Here is a 17,074-nt window from a genome sequence, read left to right as displayed (position 1 = left end):
TCTTCCGCGGAATATGAGGGCCTTTTGCTTTCTTTTGCTTAACTCGCTAGCTTTGATGCGGAATGAGAAAGGACACGGTCGTCCCTTCGCCGGGAATGCTGTGGATGAGCAGGCCTTGCCCGTATAGCTGAGTCAATCGGCGATTCGTATTGGCCACTCCGATGCCTTTGCCTCTGTTCGCCCAATCCAGCAATCGAGCTATTTTCCCCTCATCCATCCCGATGCCGTCGTCGGAAACCTCAATCAACGCACAATCGTCCTGTCGCGCAATCCGAATTCGCACTGTGCCTCCTTGAGCTCGGCTTCGGACCCCATGTCGAACCGCATTTTCCACCAAGGGCTGGATCGTCAACGGAGGCAGCATCGGACTCACATCGGCTTCCACCTCCCAGACGATGTTCAGCTTGTCCTCGAACCGTTCCTTCTCGACGTATAGATAGGAGTTGACAAGCTCCAGCTCGTGGGATAGCTCAACAAGCTTGCCGGAATTCAGAAAATCGAAGCTGATCCGCAGATAAGAAGTAAAGGCGTTCCCCAGCTTGCGCATCCTATCCGTATCTTCGTCGCTCAGCGCCATGATCGAGTTCAGGGCGTTGAACAGAAAGTGGGGATGTATCTGAGCTTGCAAATAGGCGGCTTCCAAACGAAGCTGTTCGCCAACGGACTGCTTCAAGGCGGTCAGCGCCCGGATCCGGTATTTCAGCTCTGTCGCTTCGACCGGTTTAGTTAAGTAATCGTTGGCTCCGGCAACGAAGCCGGCCTGAATGTCCTCGGGCTTGCTGCGCGCAGTGAGCAGAAGAACCGGGAGCTCCGACATCGAGAAGCGTTCCCGTATTTTGACGGTTAGCTCGTAGCCGGACATCTGCGGCATCATTACGTCCGCGACAACCAAATCCCATGTGCCCAAGGCAAGCCGCTCAAGCGCTTCTCGGGCGGAGGTCGCGGTAACGACGTTGTACGGTTCGGATGAAAGAATGCCGGCAAGCACCTTCAAGTTGACCGGATCGTCATCTACGGCAAGGATATTCGCATTTCCGGCATTGATCTCCGCCGTCGTCGAAGCGTTGGAAGCCGGGGAGGCGGCAGGCGTTTCGGGCAAGAGTGCGGCGGCAGCTTCACGATATCCGACGTTCGCTTCGTCTAATCGGGCCGCGCTAGGCAGCGGCTGATCGGCTGCCGGCAAAGCAAACTTGAACACGGAACCGACGCCCGGCTCGGAGTCGACGCTCAGTTCGCCGCCGTGAAGCTCAACGAGCTGCTTGGAAATGCTCAAGCCAAGGCCGATGCCGCCGTCCTCGTTCATGCCCGGGGTCCCTTGCTCGTAAGGGAGGAACACCCGTCGCCGCGTCTTTTCGTCCATTCCGGAGCCGGTGTCGCTGACGCGAATAACGACCCTTCCGTTCTCAGCGGCCGCCGAGATCGTTACCGTCCCGACATCGGTGAATTTCAATGCGTTGTGCAGCAGATTAAGCAAAATTTGTACCAGTCTTTTCTCGTCGGCCAACACATGCGGGAGCGAGTCCGCGATATCGGTCACGAGTCGAACGGGCCTGCCGTCGGTCATAAACCTCAGCATAGCGGCGACGCCGGAAGCGATTGAAGCGACGGACAACGGCTCCTTCTGCAGAACGATCCTCTTTTCCTGCAATCTGACGACATCCAGCAGATCGTCGAGCAGATGCGACATGCGCCGGCCCACCGTAACGAGCAGTTCCATCTCCGCAACGCTTCTCTCGCCAAGCACTAGCTTCTCCCGCTCTAAAATGCTGCCGGCCATATTCATCATCCCGTGCAGCGGCGTTCGCAGCTCGTGCGAGGTGTTGGCCAGAAACTGGTCCTTTAGCTTGTCCGCTTCCTTGAGTTGAACGTTAAGCCGGGTATTTTCCTCCGCGTTGCGGAAGTAGCGCTTAAACCAATAGGCGGAGAATGTGATGATCGCTACGATAATATCGATCGGATAATAGACATTCGTACTCTCCTCGGAATATTTAACAATCCCCCAGATGACGCTAGACAGCACGCTTACTATAGCCAGGAACAAATAGAAAACGTCATTTTTGCGCTCGAGCATCATTTTTACGGTCAGCCAGATGAAACCCGCCAGAGGAACCAAGTAATAGAAGGTCGAGATTTTAAGCCAGAAGCTTAAGGTGACGAGCTGAGCGTTCGCGACCAGGATAAATAACGTATACGCCACGAACGATCCGAAGAAAACCCGGTATACTGTGGATTTTCCTGTCCGGCCCGAGAAAATTCTCCCCATGATCAGAATGAGCATGGATAGCCATATATACGAGAGAAGGCGGATTTTGAACAGCCACGTATAATTGAGCGGCAGCCAGTGGAGAAGGAGGATTTCGTCGGAAGTGACGACCGATATGCCGGCGGCGAAGAGCAGCAGCGTGAAGATCAGAAATTCTTTCTCCCGGCGGCTGAAGATAAACAGGATGCAGGAGTACAAGCCGTGAATGAGCAGCACCGCAAAAGTAACGAGCTGAAAGCCGATCGAGTACCATCGTTCGGTATCGATTGCGTCCTGGGCGCCGACTCGGATAGAACGGACGATTCCGCTTCTGGAGAAATTATCGAAGTTGGCCGCTTGAATGTATAAGTCGATTTCTTCGACGCCTTTCGTTTCGTAGGACAGCAAATACGTTCTCGCATTGGGAACGTAGCTGTCTTGGCTCTCTCCCATCTTGCCGAATTCGTTCGCTTTCTCCTCGTTAATCTGTACGCGGGAGGAGGTAGCGATTTCCTGAAACCAGAAGCTCAGGTCGAGATCGGGATCGGGATCGATCAGAATGCGCAGCTTGTAAGTACCATAACCGTAGGCGCCGTCAAATTCCTCTATGCCGATTTTCATCCATTTGCTTGGTACGGGAATAGACCTGCCGGCGTTGGCCGGCTGGCTCGCTTCGTTGTCGCGGTCTACGAAAGCCAAGGGATAGAACGTCCACTCCCCGTCGAGCGGGATGGAGGGATTGGCGTCAAAGTCCCAGCCTCGCAAGTCGAGCGTGCCTTGAACAACGCCTGGATGCTCCGGAGTAGAAAAAATTTCCGACCAGAACCATCTCAGACCGAGCAGGAAGCCGAGAAACAGGCTGGCGATGACGGCGGATTTCAATAATTTAGAATCGTGGATTCGCTTCATAGTATCGTATTCATTCGACGTTCTTTCCCGCTTTTCCTTGTTTACGCAGGACTGCATTCCGGGCGAAAAGAAGGTATAGTGTAAACATAAGCCTAATAAGGCTATTAAGTCTAAACAGATAAAGCAAGGGAGGCCAATATGTCGATATCGCTTGTGGTGCTTCAAGGGCCTAGCGCCTCCGGCAAAAGCACGATTCAGTCGCGGCTCGGCTTGCCCCGGATCGTGACGTGGACTTCTCGTCCGCCGCGCGAAGGGGAAGTCGACGGGACGGACTATTTCTTCAAAAGCCGTTCCGAGATGGAGCTACTGTACGAACGGGAACAGATGGTGGAGATGACCGAGTATCACGGCAACCTGTACGGTACGCCGCTGCAGCTGATCGAGGACATCGTTCGCGGGGGGCTGCCGCGTTCCGTCATTTTAGATAAAGCCGGCGCGGGAAGGCTGAGAGAGCTGTTTCGCGACCGTACGCTGCTGATCGGCGTGAAGTCGGACCAAGAGGATTGCCGAAGGAGGCTTGCGTCGCGGGGTCACAGCCCTGAGGAAATTCGCACCCGGCTAAGCTCTTACGACGATGAGATTGCTGCGTTGGCCGTGTGCGACCTGATTCTCAACAATACGGACGGCAATCTGAACAAAATCGATCTGCTGGCAGACTTCATTCGGGAAGGATTGAGGAAAGGCGATGGCGCATCACTACGATCCGATAACGCTTGAATACGTGCGGGATCAGGCGGAGCTTGTCCGAGACCTGGATTTCCGTCTTCATCCCGGCGAATCCGCCGAGCGGGGCCGAGACGAATATTCGCGGGATTACGCCCGAATTTTGTACTCGGCTTCCTTCCGCAGACTGCAAGGGAAAATGCAGCTGCTCGGAGTGGATCAGCATCATTTTATCCGAAACCGCTTGACGCACAGCATGGAGGTGGCACAGATCGCCCGGGGCATCGCCTTGGACATGGACATCGAAAACACGTTTGTGGCCGAAGCGTGCGCGCTGGCGCACGACCTTGGCAATCCTCCGATTGGCCATCATGGAGAGACGGTGCTGAATGAGTTGGTCGGCAAGATCGGGGGATTTGAGGGGAACGCCCAGACGCTGCGCATTTTGCGCAAGCTCGAGAAGAAGCATCATGCCTATCGCGGCCTGAATCTGACCTTCCGAACGCAGCTTGGCGTTATTAAGTACTTTCGGAGGCATGACGGAGGTCAAAACAAGAAATTCATCTACGACGAGGATTACGACGGGATTCTCCGGGTGCTGGGGGAGCGCGGCATTCGAATGGAACGGGTGCGGACGATCGATATGCAGATCATGGATCTGGCCGAGGAGATCGCTTATGCGGCGCATGACCTGGAGGATTGCCTCAGCCAGAATCTGTTTACGATCGACGATCTGCTGTACGAGTTTCATATTGACGACAAGTACAAGACAGCCTACGGCGAGTTGGACCGGATCGTCAAGGACTGCCGGGAATTTGCCTACAAAGGTCGGCATCTAGGCTCGTCGGAGGAATATTCCTTTCTTTTTCGCAAGGAGCTTACGTCGGTCATCGTGAATCGTCTCATTCGCGACATTCATTATAACGAAGCGAAGAAGCGGCTGGACTACAAGGAATACGGAGAGCTGGCCAGAGGGCTGAAAAAGCTTGTGTTTCTCCTGATAATGCGTCGACCCTCGGTTCAGCTGTACGAAAAGAGGGGCGAGAAGGTTCTGCGCGGTTTGTTTCAAGTGTTTGCCGACGAGCGGACCAACGCCGATCTTAAGCTGCTTCCTCCGGAGTATCGGATGTTTGCCGACGAGGCCGAGCGGCTGCGAAACGTAGCGGACTTTATCTCCGGCATGATGGATCAATTCGCCATGCACGAGTACGAGAAGTATTATGGAGCGGGAGAGCTGAACCGGCTCGTGTAATTCGACCGACAAGGGACGCTATTCGCGATAAGGGGGAAGGTTCCATGGAGAGAGAGTTCGATGCGATCGTAGTCGGAGGGGGACTCGCCGGGCTGGTCGCCGCCGCCGAGCTTGCCGACAAGGGGAAGAGAACGCTGTTGCTGGATCAAGAGCCGGAAGCATCGCTCGGAGGACAGGCGTGGTGGTCGTTCGGAGGGCTGTTTCTGGTCGACTCTCCGGAGCAGCGCCGGCTGGGCGTCAAGGACTCGAAGGAACTGGCTTTGCAGGATTGGATGGGCTCTGCGGGCTTTGACAGGGCCGAAGAGGATCATTGGGGGCGGAAATGGGCCGAGGCCTACATCGATTTCGCCGCCGACGAGAAAAGAGCCTGGCTCCACGGCATGGGCGTGCGCTTCTTTCCGATCGTCGGTTGGGCGGAGCGAGGCGGCTATTTGGCCGAAGGCCACGGCAATTCCGTGCCGAGGTTCCATATCGTGTGGGGGACGGGCCCGGCGATCGTCGCGCCATTCGAACGGCGAGTCCGCGAGCATAGAGACGGCGGACGGCTCGTCTACCTGCCGCGCCATCGCGTCGATCGCCTGATTCGCCAGCAAGGCGCGGTCGTCGGTGTAAGCGGTTCCGTACTTACAGCCAGCGATGCGGCAAGAGGAGAAGCCAGCTCCCGCGACATCATCGGCGACTTCGAATACCGTGCGCGAGCGGTGCTTGTCACAAGCGGAGGGATTGGCGGCAACCCCGATCTAGTTCGAGCCAACTGGCCGAGCCGACTAGGCGAGCCCCCAAAGCATATGCTGTCCGGCGTTCCCGCCCACGTGGACGGCAGAATGCTTGGCATTGCCGAAGAGGCCGGAGGGCGTATCGTGAACCGGGACCGGATGTGGCATTATACGGAGGGGATCCGCAACTGGAGCCCGATCTGGCCGAACCACGGTATTCGCATTCTTCCCGGACCGTCATCGCTATGGCTCGATGCCCGAGGCAAGAGACTGCCTGCTCCCAATTTCCCCGGCTTCGATACGCTCGGCACGCTGGAGACGCTTCGCCACACGGGCTACGATTATTCATGGTTCATTCTGACGCAGAAAATCATCGAGAAGGAATTTGCGCTGTCCGGCTCGGAGCAGAATCCGGATTTAACGGGCAAGAGCGTGGGGCAGGTGTTGTCTCGGGTGCTGCCGGGACCTACCGCTCCGGTTCAGGCTTTCCTCGACAAAGGCGAGGATTTCGTCGTGGCCGACAATCTGGCGGAGCTGGTGGCCGGAATGAACCGGCTGACCGGAGAAGGGCTGCTCAGCTTCGAAGAGATCGAGAGACAGGTGCTGGCGCGGGACCGGGAGATGGACAACGCGTTTACGAAGGATCTGCAAATTATCGCGCTTCGCGGCGCGCGCCAGTACAAAGGCGACAAGTTCATACGCGTCGCGCGACCGCACAAGCTGCTCGACCCGAAGAGCGGACCGCTGATCGCCGTAAGATTGCATATCGTCAGCCGCAAGACGCTCGGCGGCCTGCAGACGGATCTGTCCGGGCGAGTACTTGGCACGGACGGTGCGCCGGTCCCCGGTCTCTACGCTGCCGGCGAAGCTTCCGGATTCGGAGGCGGCGGCATGCACGGCTACCGCGCGCTGGAAGGCACCTTCCTCGGCGGCTGTCTGTTCTCGGGCCGGACGGCGGGGCGAGCGGCTGCGGAGGATATTGGATGAGCTGGAGACATCGGATTTGCGAAGTTTCGTACTTGAAGGATGGAGATGCGGGGAACAGCGCGATAGGTGCGGCACCTCTTAGCGTGCGCGATGGCGGTGCAGATCCCGTCGATTCCATATTTGCCAATAAAGCGGATCTTCCGCTTTATTTCCGGATGCGGGGCTGATTCGGCGCGACTAATGCGGGTTTCCCGCTTTATTTTTCAAAAAATCCGCTTTTCCTGAAATTAAAACGGAGAATCCGCCCTATTTTCCTCAAAATGGCTGAGTCCCCGCATTTAAGGCGGATTTTCCGCTCTATTGCATTATCGTCCAACTGGCTCTTCTCGGCAGATAGGGTTGATTTGGGCTCGAAAAAAGATTGGAGGAGATCGCGATGAAATTCAAGACGACGGTAGAGCTTGCCGGCAAGACGGCCACGGGTATACAGGTGCCCGGTGAGGTAGTGGCTTCTCTCGGCCAAGGCAAGAAGCCAGCGGTCCGTGTCACCGTTGGCAGCCATACGTACAGAACGACGGTAGCCGTTATGGGCGGAAGGTTTATGATCACGTTAAGCGCGGAAAACCGGATGGCGGCCGGAGTCGCCGCCGGAGACGAGGTCGAAGTCGGCATCGAGCTCGATCTCGAGCCTCGCGAGGTGGAGGTGCCGCAGGACTTTGTAGATGCGCTTGCCAACGAGCCCGACGCGCATAAGGCGTTCGAAGGGTTGTCCTACAGCAACAAGAGGCGAATCGTTCTTTCCATCGAAGAGGCCAAGACGGAGGAGACGAGGCGCAAACGGATCGTTAAAGCGATCGCTTCACTGAAGGAGAGAACGTCTGACTTCCGGAGCTGCCGGGAACAGTCGGATCTGAGTGAAGACGACGCCGGCGATAATGACGGCCGCTCCGATCAAGTCGTAGTAAAACAGCTTTTCGTCCAGGAACAGAACGCCCGCCACCATCGTAATGACAGTAGCCAGGTTGATGAAGACGCTGACCTGCGAAGCTTTCAGCACGGACAGGGCATAATTGGACAGAAGCGCACTTCCTAACGAAGCCGCGATTCCCAAGTAGAGTACGGACATCAGGAAGCTGCTGTCGCCCAAAGGCTCGAAATAGGTGGACAACGTACCGCTGGCTTGATGCTGAATCAGCGCCGAGACGTTAAATACGATAAATCCGAATGAAATCGTGACGAACGCCAGCTCGAATGGAGAGAACCTGCCTTTGGTCCTCCTCACGAGAACGCTGTAACCGGCGGAGGACAGAGAGGACAAGAGAATCAGGAACGAGCCGAGCAAAGACGCGCCGGCCGGATGAACGCCCTGCATGATGAAGATGAAGACGACGCCGCCCGTAGAGAGCAGGATGGCCAGCTTTTGCTGCAGGGTGGAATGCTCCTTCAGGAAGGAAGCGGCCATCACCAGCGTAAACACGGGAATGCAGGCTTGGATGATGCCGGCCGCGGAAGACGTCGTATAGGCCAGTCCGAACGTCTGGAACAGAAAAAAGCCTGCCGGATAGAGCAGCGCGATCGGTAGAATGGCGAGTAGATCCTTCCGCCCGAGGGAGAGCTTGATCTTGCCGAGCGCCACCGGGATCAAGGCCGCGAGCAGCGAGATCGTGAATCGATGCGCCAGCGTGTCGAGCGGGCTGGCAGTCGTCAGGCCGATTTTCACGAACAGGAAAGAAAAGCCGATGATGGCGGTGTAAACGAGCGTTGCGATGTAAGCTTTGCCGGTCTGATTCATAGATGGATCCTCCAAACGAAAATAGCGATAACGACATCGTAACCTCGAAACAGTTCGGTTACAATGAAAGAAACCGGCAACTGTACCGGTACAGAGGAGCGGGAGCATGTATATCTACTATCGGATTGCGGACGAATTGGAGGAAGGCATCAAGCAGGGAACCTATCGAGAGGGAAAAAAGCTGCCCTCGGTTCGCGAGCTTTGCGCAGTCTATCGCTGCAATAAGAGTACTGCAATCCAGGCGCTAAAGGAGCTGGAAAATCGGAAGCTGGCCTATGTCGTTCCGCGAAGCGGACATTACGTGCTGAAGAGGTCGTTCCAGTCCGCGCGGGAGCCAAGGGGCGAATACGACTTCGCGACCGCTGCGCCGGATTGGAACGCGTTCCCTTATGCAGAATTCCAGCACTGCATCCGCAAGGCGATGGATTTCTATCAGCGGGATTTGTTCGGCTACGGAACGCAGAGAGGGCTGCCCGCGCTGCTGAAAGCTGCCAAACAGCAGCTGGAAAGCCATCAGGTGTTCGCCAAGGAGGAGCGGTTGATTGTGACGTCCGGCGTTCAGGAGGCGCTGTTTATCCTGATGTCGATGCCGTTTCCGAACGGAAAGGAGACGATTCTCGTCGAGCAGCCCGGTTATCATCTGGTCGTGGAGTACTTGAATCGGTTCGGCCGCAAAGCGCTCGGGATCGAAAGAACCGCACATGGAATCGATCTGGCCCGGCTGGAGGAGCTGTTCCGACAGGGCGACATCAAGTTTTTCTGTACGATGCCCCGCTTTCACAATCCGCTCGGAACGTCCTATTCAAAGCAAGAGAAGCTTGCGATATTGAAGCTTGCGCATAAGTATGACGTGTACATCGTCGAGGACGATTTTCTCGCAGACTTCGAACGGGATGCGAAGGCGGATCCGATCTACAGCTACGATTCGCGTGACCGCGTCATCTACTTGAAAAGCTACTCGAAGATTATGTTTCCGGGACTGCGGATCGGCGTGGCTGTGCTGCCCCCGACGTTGATGCCCGCTTTTCAACAATATCGTAAGTACATTCATATCGACAGCTCCATGATCTCCCAAGGGGCTCTTGAAATCTATATCCAGAGTGGTATGTTCGATCACCACCGGAACAAAATTCAAACGCCGTATCTCAGCCGCGCCCAAGCGCTGAACGATGCGGTGAGCGTCATGGGCGCGGCGCTTCCGGACCTCGTCCGGCTGGCCGGGCCGACCGGTTGCATGCATACGCATATCGAGCTGGATCGGCGCGTGAATGTAGATAGACTGATCGAAGGCGCGGAGCGCAGGGGCGTCGTTGTCGAGACGGCGAACATCAACTATCTCGCCAACTTCCCGAGGCGCAAAATCGTTAAGCTGAACGTGTCCATGGTCGAGGCGGAACGGATTGGGGAAGGGATCGGGCGGTTGGCGGAGGTTTTGTCGACGCTTCGGTAGAAAAAGGATTGCATCCCGTCGGTCTTTCTGTTATTTTTGATATTAACAAATTGTTATTATCAAAACATTACAAAGATGCTCGCTTCAGCATTCGATGGGCGGGCGGCAGTCGGAGGGATACGGATGAGGAAGCTGTGGGGCAGTTGGAACGTTTACGAGATCGCATGGCTGGCATTGTTTTCGGGAGTCGCCATCGCGTTGACGGTTATTATGAAGGATACTGTATTTGGTTTTACCGTGTTTCTCACAGGCGTCCTCTGCGTCGTACTGGCGGCCAAAGGCAATCTGATGACTTACGTGTTCGGAATGTACAATACGTTCGGTTACGCTTATCTGGCTTACACGAACGGGCTGTTCGGCGAGGTGGGACTGAACCTGCTGTTCTTCGTGCCGATGAATGTGGTCGGTTTCGTTATGTGGAAGAAGCATCTTCGCGGCAATCAACAGGTTAGTATGAGGCAGCTGGACATTAGAGGTTTGGTGATTGTGGCGGCGATCTGCGTGGCGGGCAGCGGTGCTCTCGGGTATGGCCTGTCGTTGATCGAGGGGCAGAATTCGCCTTACATCGACGCGCTGACGACTGTTTTATCGATTGTGGCGACGATTTTGATGGTGAGAAGATACAAGGAGCAATGGCTTGTCTACATTGTGCTTAATGTTTTCACGGTGCTGCTGTGGGTGATCCGAACGGCGGACGGCAGCCCGGACGGCCTGCTGATGATCGTGATGTGGAGCGCGTATCTGGTCAATGCGATATACGGCTACTACACGTGGAATAAAGGGGCAAGGGAGGCGCGGGCATGAAAACGTTGGGTTTAACGCTGGGCAAATTCGCCCCGCTGCATAAGGGACATCAATATATGTTCGAGACGGCTTTGCGCGAGGTTGACGAGCTGATCGTGGTCATTTACGAGACGGATGTGACTCCGGTTCCGCTGCAGGTTCGCGCCGCCTGGATTCGCAAGCTGTACCCGACCGTCAGAGTCATTGAGGCGTGGGACGGGCCGGACGGCTATTCGAACGACCGGGAGCACGAGATTCGCGAGGAACAGTACATTCTCGGACTGTTGAACGGCGAGCAGGTGACGCATTTCTATTCCAGCGAGTTTTATGGCGAGCATATGAGCAAGGCGCTCGGCGCAATCGACCGGCGGGTGGACGAAGCGCGCGGCGTCGTGCCGATCTCGGCGACGATGGTTCGCTCCGATCCGTACAAATACCGGGAATTCGTCAGCGATATCGTCTATCGGGACTTGATCGTTAAAGTCGTCTTCGTAGGAGCGATGTCGACGGGGAAATCCACGATTACCGAGGCGCTGGCCGAACGGTACGGAACGACGTTTGCAAGCGAATACGGCCGGGATTACTGGACCGAGCATCAAGTGGACCGCAGAATCGATCTGCCGGCCTTCGACGAGATTGCGATCGGCCACCTCGAACGTGAAGAGCAGGCGCTGCTGGAGGCGAATCGCTACTTGTTCGTGGACACTAATGCGATTACGACCTATATGTTCGCGCTTGATTATCACGGAACGGCGCCGGAGCTGCTTACCCGGATTGCGCTCGAGAACGCGCAGCGGTACGACCTGTTCTTCCTGTGCGACGACGACATTCCGTATGACGATACATGGGACCGGAGCGGGGATCAGAAGCGCCATGTGTTCCACAAGCAGATCATCGCGGATTTGAAGCAGCGTAGGATTCCCTACATCACGTTGAGGGGCGACCTGGAGGAACGAATGAGCAAGGTCGACGAGGTACTGGCTCGGTTTATGCCTTATAGCAACTTTTTCGGAGAGCTGGTCGACAGAGGTTCGAGCAGATTGTCGTGAGCGAGCAGGTTTGAGCGTAAGGGCAGAACGAACGAGATTGGACGGGGATAAAAAAATGGACGTGCGGGATCGCGATGGTTTGACGGAGAGGGAGTTTTTGGAGCGGTATAGCGCAGGTGACTACGAGCGGCCTTCCGTGGCGGCGGATATGGTCATTTTCACCGTGACGGATGAGGAAGAAGACAACTACCGCAAGCTTCCGGAGAAGGAGCTGAGGGTTCTGCTCATCCAGCGCGGCGGCCACCCCTATCTGGGACGTTGGGCGCTGCCGGGCGGCTTTGTTCGGCCGACGGAGACAACGGAGCAGGCCGCACAGCGGGAGCTGAGCGAGGAAACGGGCGTGGACAACGTCTATCTGGAGCAGCTATACACGTTTAGCGATATTGGGCGCGATCCTCGGACATGGGTGATGAGCTGCTCGTATATGGCGCTGATCGATGCCGGCAAAGTGCAGGTGCGGGCGGGAGACGATGCGGCGAACGCCGCGTGGTTTAAGGTGGCTTACCGTCTTCTGGGAGAAGGGAAGGAGCTGCTTAAGGACGGCGGATACGTGAGAACGCAGCAGCACGAGCTTAGGTTGGTGTCGGAGCACGGCGAGTTGACCGCGATCGTGGAGCGGGCACAAACGGTAACCGAGACGGCTTCCAGCACGTCCTACAGGGTCGTGTCCAACGACGGGCTGGCGTTCGATCATGCCCAAATTATCGCGTACGCGATTGAACGTCTGCGAGGCAAAGTGAACTATACGGATATCGCGCTGCATTTGATGCCGAAGCTGTTTACGCTGACGGAGCTGCAGCAGGTGTACGAGGTCATTCTGGACAAGGAGCTGCTGAAAGCCGCCTTCCGGCGCAAAGTGGCCGATCTCGTCGCCGAGACGGACCATTACACGGAAAACGCCGGTCATCGTCCGTCCCGCTTATATCGCAGAAATTTGGAGGAATTGCGATGATTTACGATTTGGAACAGCTGCGGAGCGCCTGTCGGGCGGGCCGCAAGTTTAAATATTTGTTTTTCTGGGGCCATACGCCGCCTGCTGACGGGAGCGTGAACCAGAGCTGCTTAAGCCAATGGTGGATGAGCCCTTTTGAAATAGAAGGAACGGAGTACTCCTGCACCGAGCAGTACATGATGGCCGAGAAGGCGAGGCTGTTCGGAGACGGCGAGATGCTGGCGGCAATTATGCAGGCCAAGCATCCTAAGGAAATGAAGGCGTTCGGCCGCTCCGTAGGAAACTTCGACAAGGACGTGTGGGAAAGTCGCTGCTACGAGATCGTGAAGCGGGGCTGCTTGGCTAAATTTTCGCAAAACCCGCAGCTTTGGGACTTCTTGAAGTCAACCCGCAATCGCATTTTGGTCGAGGCCAGCCCTCGTGACCGCATCTGGGGCATCGGCATGGGGCAGTCCAATCCGAACGCGGACAATCTGCTGCAATGGCGGGGAAGAAATCTGCTCGGCTTTGCGCTGACCGAGGCGCGCGACGAGCTGCTACAGAAAGAAGGGAATACGAATGAACCGCAAAGAGATCGCGCATGAGACCGTACGCATGATGGAACAAGGTTGGTACGAATATGAGGGGCGACGGATCGACTTCTCGGCGCAGCAGAAGCGCTCAGAGGAAGCCAGCGTGCTGATCCCCCCGGAGCAAGGGCGAGAGATGGAAGCCCGGGTACAAATCCCGGAGATGCGGTCCGCGGCAGGGCGAGATCGCCGTTCCGTCGCCAATGAACCGACCGTCAAGGCGATTCTGGATTTCGCGAAAGCCGGAAAGCCTCGCGTCGGCGTACTGAATTTCGCCAGCGCCAAAAATCCCGGAGGAGGCTTCCTGAACGGAGCCATGGCTCAGGAGGAAAGCTTGGCCGCTTCCAGCGGACTATACGGTACGCTGCTGCGCAACGATGAATATTACAAAGCCAACCGCGCTTACTCGTCCATGATGTACACCGACAATGCCATCTACTCCCCCGACGTCGTTTTTTTCCGGGATGAACGGTTTGAATTGCTGCATGCTCCGGTGACGGCCTCGGTGCTGACGCTGCCCGCAGTCAACTTCGGACAGGTGCTGTTGAAAGGGGAAGATCCGGCTAAGGCCGAGCAGGCGATGAAGGACCGGATGCGGCTCGCACTTGCGATTTTTGCTTCGATGGGGGATGAGAATTTGATCCTCGGAGCCTACGGCTGCGGCGTGTTCCGCAACGATCCGGTCAAGGTGGCTGCCTGGTGGAGGGAGCTGCTGGACTCGGAAGGGTATGGCGCTCTGTTCGGTGAAATCCGTTTTTCCGTACTGGACGCCAAGGATGGAAAATGTATTAGCGCCTTTGAGCGGGAGTTTGGATGAGAACAGGAAGTTGGAACGATCATGCGATAAAGCGGAAAATCCGCCTTAAATGCGCGAAACGGCCCATTTTGAAGGAAATAGAGCGGATTATCGGCTTTAAATTCGAGAAAAGCTGATTTTTTGAAAAATAAAGCGGAAAATCGGCTTTAATCGGGCCGAATCAGCCTGGCAGCCGGAAATAAAGCGGGAGAACCGCCTTATTTAAAAATGCTGCGAAATTAGCCGTACACTTTACAAAAAGTTTATGAAGAGAGGAGGGTTGCAAGATGAGAAAGAACGACAGGGACGTCGCGCTTGGGCGGTTTCTGAGCCTGGTGCTTCGCCATAATCCAGCTGCGGCGGGAATTAAACTGGACGACAACGGTTGGGCCGATGTCGACAGCCTGCTGGCAGGCTGCAATCGCGCGGGCAAGAAGATCGACCCGGAAACGCTGGAGAGAATCGTTCGCGAGAACAACAAGCAGCGTTACAAGTTTAACGAAGACCGAACCCGGATACGGGCCAACCAGGGGCATTCGGTGACGGTCGACGTGGAGATGGAGGAATGCGCTCCTCCCGAATGGCTGTACCACGGAACGGCTTCCCGTTCATTGGAGAGTATTCGCGCTGAAGGCATCCAAAAGGGGTCCCGGCAGCATGTGCATTTGTCGCGGGATACGGAGACTGCGATGCAGGTAGGCAAACGGCACGGGAGGCCGCTCCTGCTGCGGGTCTCGGCGGCGAACATGCATCGGGACGGCCACAAGTTCTGGTTATCTGAGAACGGGGTCTGGCTGTGCGAGCATGTGCCGTGGGCGTATGTGACGCAAGAAAAATAGGCTAAGAGGACTGAGGCATCTGGCGGAATCGAACCTTTTTCCTTTACCCGACCAATATGGGGCAAGAGAGATGAGGGGGAGAAGCCGATGAGAAAATTGATGCTTGTGTGGATTGCGGTAATGGCGCTTGCGCTGGCGGCGTGCGGAGATAAGAAGGAGGCGCTGCCGTCTCCATTGGACTACATGGATTCCGTGGCGAGCGTAGACCTGGCCGCCGAGACCGGAGGGCTGAGCGATCTCGGTATTTCAGAGCAAGAGGTGGTCGCTCAGCGCGGAGAACCGAAGCTGAAAGGAAAGCTGCAAGGCTCGACAAGCTGGCGGGGAGATGTGGTCCTCGATTACGGAGATTTCACTTACAATCTCAATGGCGGGCGGGTCGAAGGCTATTCTCTGAACGGGGAAGCGGCGACGGCTAGGCAGGTGAAAATTGGCGACGACGGGACTCGGATAGAGACGCAATACGGCAAAGACCATTACGTGCGCGAGATCGATCAATTGCGGATATGGGGTTACCTGGATAAGGAGAACGGCAGAGCGATCGAATTCATGATGGAAAACGATCGTGTGATGATGATCGCCGTAGCCGATTTTGCGATGTATGAGTCATGAAAAGGGTGTTAGGTCTGCTGTTTGCAGCGCTGATCGCGACCGTACCGTTCTTCCCTCCGTATGGCGTGCATGCGTCCGCGGCGTCCGGTTTGGGGCTGGATACGGCGAAGATCGATGCTCTGGTTCAAGAGGCGATGGAGCAGTATCGGATTCCGGGGCTGGCCGTCGGTTTCGTGCATAGAGACCACACGGTGTACGTGCAAGGATACGGGATAGCCGACGAAGGCAAGCGGCCGGTATCCCCCGCAACGCCGTTCATGCTAGGCTCGATAAGCAAATCGTTCACCGCGCTTGCGATCATGCAGCTTGTCGAGCAAGGAAGGCTAAAGTTGGACGATCCCGTCCGGCAGCACTTGCCGGAGCTGCGCTGGAAGGAATTCGAAGCGGGCGGTCCGGTCACGGTACGTCATCTGCTGAACCAGACGAGCGGATTGTCTACCTATCACGGCAAAGCGTGGCTTGCCGACGGTAAACTCATGCCGGCGGATGCGCTCCGCCGGTTGGACGGGGTTAAGCTTAAAGAGGCGGCGGGAGCCGTCTTTTATTATTCCAACGTTAATTTCGTATTGCTTGGAGAGATCGTGGCCCGGGTCTCGGGAATGAGCTATGAGCAATATGTCGTCAAGAGCATCTTTCAACCGTTGGAGATGCGGAATAGCTTTGACGGGAATTCGGATGACGGAAGAATGGCCGTCGGCTATCAGTCCGTATTCGGCAAAATGCTGGAGACGAGGCACCCGATAGCGCTAGCGCTCGTTCCCGCCGGTTTTTTGGCCGCCTCGGCTGAGGATATGACGCATTACCTGACCGCTCAGCTCAACGGGGGGCAATATGGCGGCCGAGCAATTTTGGCCCCGGAAGGAATCCGAACGATGCATACGCCGGAAGCCGGCCAATCCTACGGCTTTGGCTGGTTTGTTTTCGGAGACAGGATCTGGCACGGCGGGGACAATGAAAACTTTCACTCCGACGTGATCGTCGATCTCGATTCGGGATGGGGGCTCGTCGTGCTGATGAACACGAATGACGCGTTGAAAACGACGTTATACGGCCATGCCTACGGCGAGCTGTCGATGAGGCTAATGGAGGCGGTTGTGCGCGGTGGAGATCTGCCGCCGGGGTACCCGCCCTCAGTTCGGTTTGGTCCCATTGAAGAGATCCTTAACGCCGCTTATATAGTTGTGATGGTATGGATCGCGGCCGTTGCCGTTGGGATGGTTGTTCGCCGCGGAAGGGGGGGCAGCCGGTTCCCGGTTTGGCTTCGAGCGTCGGCGATCGCGCTTCCTTACATAGTTCTGCCGCTGGCGGTACTGATCGCAGTGCCGCGGCTGGCCGGAGCGCCTTGGGGAACGGTGTTAAGATTTTGCCCAGGCTCGGGGCACGCTCTGTTGATTCTGTCGTTTGCGTTAATGGTGCTCGGAACGGTCCAAGTGTTCTCGCTTGCAGCCCGGCGAGTATAATCCGCGGGACACGTTTATAAAAAGGGGAAATATGGTACGATAAGTCAGAACATAAGCAAAGGCAGA

At 56.3% G+C, this 17,074-nt stretch carries 15 protein-coding genes and 1 pseudogene; 14 read left to right on the top strand and 2 right to left on the bottom strand.

Annotated elements, in window-relative coordinates; genetic code table 11:
- Positions 1-46 precede the first annotated feature (46 nt).
- A complete protein-coding gene (locus J4772_RS35145; RefSeq protein ID WP_371822805.1) occupies positions 47-3,124 on the bottom strand; it encodes a hybrid sensor histidine kinase/response regulator in 3,078 nt (1,025 codons plus the stop codon).
- Positions 3,125-3,289: 165 nt separating this feature from the next.
- On the opposite strand from J4772_RS35145, the gene J4772_RS35140 reads away from it, so the two are divergent.
- From J4772_RS35140 to J4772_RS35120, 5 genes and pseudogenes are all read left to right on the top strand, one after another.
- Positions 3,290-3,868, top strand: a complete 579-nt coding sequence (locus tag J4772_RS35140; RefSeq protein WP_116063921.1) for a guanylate kinase — start codon at positions 3,290-3,292, stop codon at positions 3,866-3,868.
- A complete protein-coding gene (locus tag J4772_RS35135) occupies positions 3,837-5,066 on the top strand; it encodes a deoxyguanosinetriphosphate triphosphohydrolase family protein (RefSeq protein ID WP_209073431.1) in 1,230 nt (409 codons plus the stop codon). Before J4772_RS35140 ends, J4772_RS35135 begins: the two co-directional genes overlap by 32 nt.
- Before the next feature lie 44 nt (positions 5,067-5,110).
- Positions 5,111-6,769: an FAD-binding dehydrogenase gene (locus J4772_RS35130; RefSeq protein WP_209073430.1), complete on the top strand. Its 1,659-nt coding sequence runs from the start codon at positions 5,111-5,113 to the stop codon at positions 6,767-6,769.
- Complete coding sequence (locus J4772_RS35125; protein WP_209073429.1) at positions 6,766-6,936, top strand: hypothetical protein; 171 nt, start codon at positions 6,766-6,768, stop codon at positions 6,934-6,936. Before J4772_RS35130 ends, J4772_RS35125 begins: the two co-directional genes overlap by 4 nt.
- Before the next feature lie 209 nt (positions 6,937-7,145).
- Positions 7,146-7,520: pseudogene (locus J4772_RS35120) on the top strand (DUF1905 domain-containing protein); the annotation flags it as partial.
- 48 nt (positions 7,521-7,568) lie between these two features.
- On the opposite strand, the gene J4772_RS35115 reads toward J4772_RS35120, so the two are convergent.
- The gene (locus tag J4772_RS35115) at positions 7,569-8,501 is read right to left on the bottom strand and encodes a DMT family transporter (protein WP_209073428.1); all 933 of its coding nucleotides are present in this window, start codon (positions 8,499-8,501) and stop codon (positions 7,569-7,571) included.
- Between the two features lie 106 nt (positions 8,502-8,607).
- Between J4772_RS35115 and J4772_RS35110 the strand changes: the two genes are divergently transcribed.
- The 9 genes from J4772_RS35110 to J4772_RS35070 all read left to right on the top strand — a co-directional run bounded on the left by J4772_RS35110 (position 8,608) and on the right by J4772_RS35070 (position 17,008).
- Positions 8,608-9,951, top strand: a complete 1,344-nt coding sequence (locus J4772_RS35110) for an aminotransferase-like domain-containing protein (RefSeq protein ID WP_209073427.1) — start codon at positions 8,608-8,610, stop codon at positions 9,949-9,951.
- Positions 9,952-10,074: 123 nt separating this feature from the next.
- A complete protein-coding gene (gene pnuC / locus J4772_RS35105) occupies positions 10,075-10,755 on the top strand; it encodes a nicotinamide riboside transporter PnuC (RefSeq protein ID WP_209073426.1) in 681 nt (226 codons plus the stop codon).
- Entirely contained in the window at positions 10,752-11,783 is a 1,032-nt protein-coding gene (locus J4772_RS35100; RefSeq protein ID WP_209073425.1) for an AAA family ATPase, read from the top strand. The genes pnuC and J4772_RS35100 overlap by 4 nt, the downstream gene beginning before the upstream one ends.
- Before the next feature lie 55 nt (positions 11,784-11,838).
- Positions 11,839-12,735: an NUDIX hydrolase gene (locus tag J4772_RS35095; protein ID WP_209073424.1), complete on the top strand. Its 897-nt coding sequence runs from the start codon at positions 11,839-11,841 to the stop codon at positions 12,733-12,735.
- A complete protein-coding gene (locus tag J4772_RS35090) occupies positions 12,732-13,319 on the top strand; it encodes a riboflavin biosynthesis intermediates N-glycosidase (RefSeq protein ID WP_209073423.1) in 588 nt (195 codons plus the stop codon). The genes J4772_RS35095 and J4772_RS35090 overlap by 4 nt, the downstream gene beginning before the upstream one ends.
- The gene (locus J4772_RS35085) at positions 13,294-14,121 is read left to right on the top strand and encodes a TIGR02452 family protein (protein WP_209073422.1); all 828 of its coding nucleotides are present in this window, start codon (positions 13,294-13,296) and stop codon (positions 14,119-14,121) included. Before J4772_RS35090 ends, J4772_RS35085 begins: the two co-directional genes overlap by 26 nt.
- A gap of 266 nt (positions 14,122-14,387) precedes the next feature.
- Positions 14,388-14,939 (top strand): RNA 2'-phosphotransferase, encoded by a 552-nt coding sequence (locus tag J4772_RS35080; RefSeq protein WP_209073421.1) that lies wholly within the window; start codon positions 14,388-14,390, stop codon positions 14,937-14,939.
- Positions 14,940-15,026: 87 nt separating this feature from the next.
- Positions 15,027-15,548: a hypothetical protein gene (locus J4772_RS35075; protein ID WP_209073420.1), complete on the top strand. Its 522-nt coding sequence runs from the start codon at positions 15,027-15,029 to the stop codon at positions 15,546-15,548.
- The gene (locus J4772_RS35070) at positions 15,545-17,008 is read left to right on the top strand and encodes a serine hydrolase domain-containing protein (RefSeq protein ID WP_209073419.1); all 1,464 of its coding nucleotides are present in this window, start codon (positions 15,545-15,547) and stop codon (positions 17,006-17,008) included. The genes J4772_RS35075 and J4772_RS35070 overlap by 4 nt, the downstream gene beginning before the upstream one ends.
- Positions 17,009-17,074 lie beyond the last annotated feature (66 nt).

Source organism: Cohnella sp. LGH (genome assembly GCF_017671885.1).
In the GTDB taxonomy this organism is placed as follows: Bacteria; Bacillota; Bacilli; order Paenibacillales; family Paenibacillaceae; genus Cohnella; species Cohnella phaseoli.
Note: the sequence above shows the minus strand (reverse complement) of the source record. Positions and strands in the feature narration are given on the sequence as shown.

Excerpts from the sequence above, each read along its gene's own strand:
- J4772_RS35140 (WP_116063921.1), top strand. The coding sequence starts at position 3,290 with ATGTCGATATCGCTTGTGGTGCTTCAAGGGCCTAGCGCCTCCGGCAAA.
- J4772_RS35135 (WP_209073431.1), top strand. The coding sequence starts at position 3,837 with ATGGCGCATCACTACGATCCGATAACGCTTGAATACGTGCGGGATCAG.
- J4772_RS35130 (WP_209073430.1), top strand. The coding sequence starts at position 5,111 with ATGGAGAGAGAGTTCGATGCGATCGTAGTCGGAGGGGGACTCGCCGGG.
- J4772_RS35125 (WP_209073429.1), top strand. The coding sequence starts at position 6,766 with ATGAGCTGGAGACATCGGATTTGCGAAGTTTCGTACTTGAAGGATGGA.
- J4772_RS35115 (WP_209073428.1), bottom strand. The coding sequence starts at position 8,501 with ATGAATCAGACCGGCAAAGCTTACATCGCAACGCTCGTTTACACCGCC.
- J4772_RS35110 (WP_209073427.1), top strand. The coding sequence starts at position 8,608 with ATGTATATCTACTATCGGATTGCGGACGAATTGGAGGAAGGCATCAAG.
- pnuC (WP_209073426.1), top strand. The coding sequence starts at position 10,075 with ATGAGGAAGCTGTGGGGCAGTTGGAACGTTTACGAGATCGCATGGCTG.
- J4772_RS35100 (WP_209073425.1), top strand. The coding sequence starts at position 10,752 with ATGAAAACGTTGGGTTTAACGCTGGGCAAATTCGCCCCGCTGCATAAG.
- J4772_RS35095 (WP_209073424.1), top strand. The coding sequence starts at position 11,839 with ATGGACGTGCGGGATCGCGATGGTTTGACGGAGAGGGAGTTTTTGGAG.
- J4772_RS35090 (WP_209073423.1), top strand. The coding sequence starts at position 12,732 with ATGATTTACGATTTGGAACAGCTGCGGAGCGCCTGTCGGGCGGGCCGC.
- J4772_RS35085 (WP_209073422.1), top strand. The coding sequence starts at position 13,294 with ATGAACCGCAAAGAGATCGCGCATGAGACCGTACGCATGATGGAACAA.
- J4772_RS35080 (WP_209073421.1), top strand. The coding sequence starts at position 14,388 with ATGAGAAAGAACGACAGGGACGTCGCGCTTGGGCGGTTTCTGAGCCTG.
- J4772_RS35075 (WP_209073420.1), top strand. The coding sequence starts at position 15,027 with ATGAGAAAATTGATGCTTGTGTGGATTGCGGTAATGGCGCTTGCGCTG.
- J4772_RS35070 (WP_209073419.1), top strand. The coding sequence starts at position 15,545 with ATGAAAAGGGTGTTAGGTCTGCTGTTTGCAGCGCTGATCGCGACCGTA.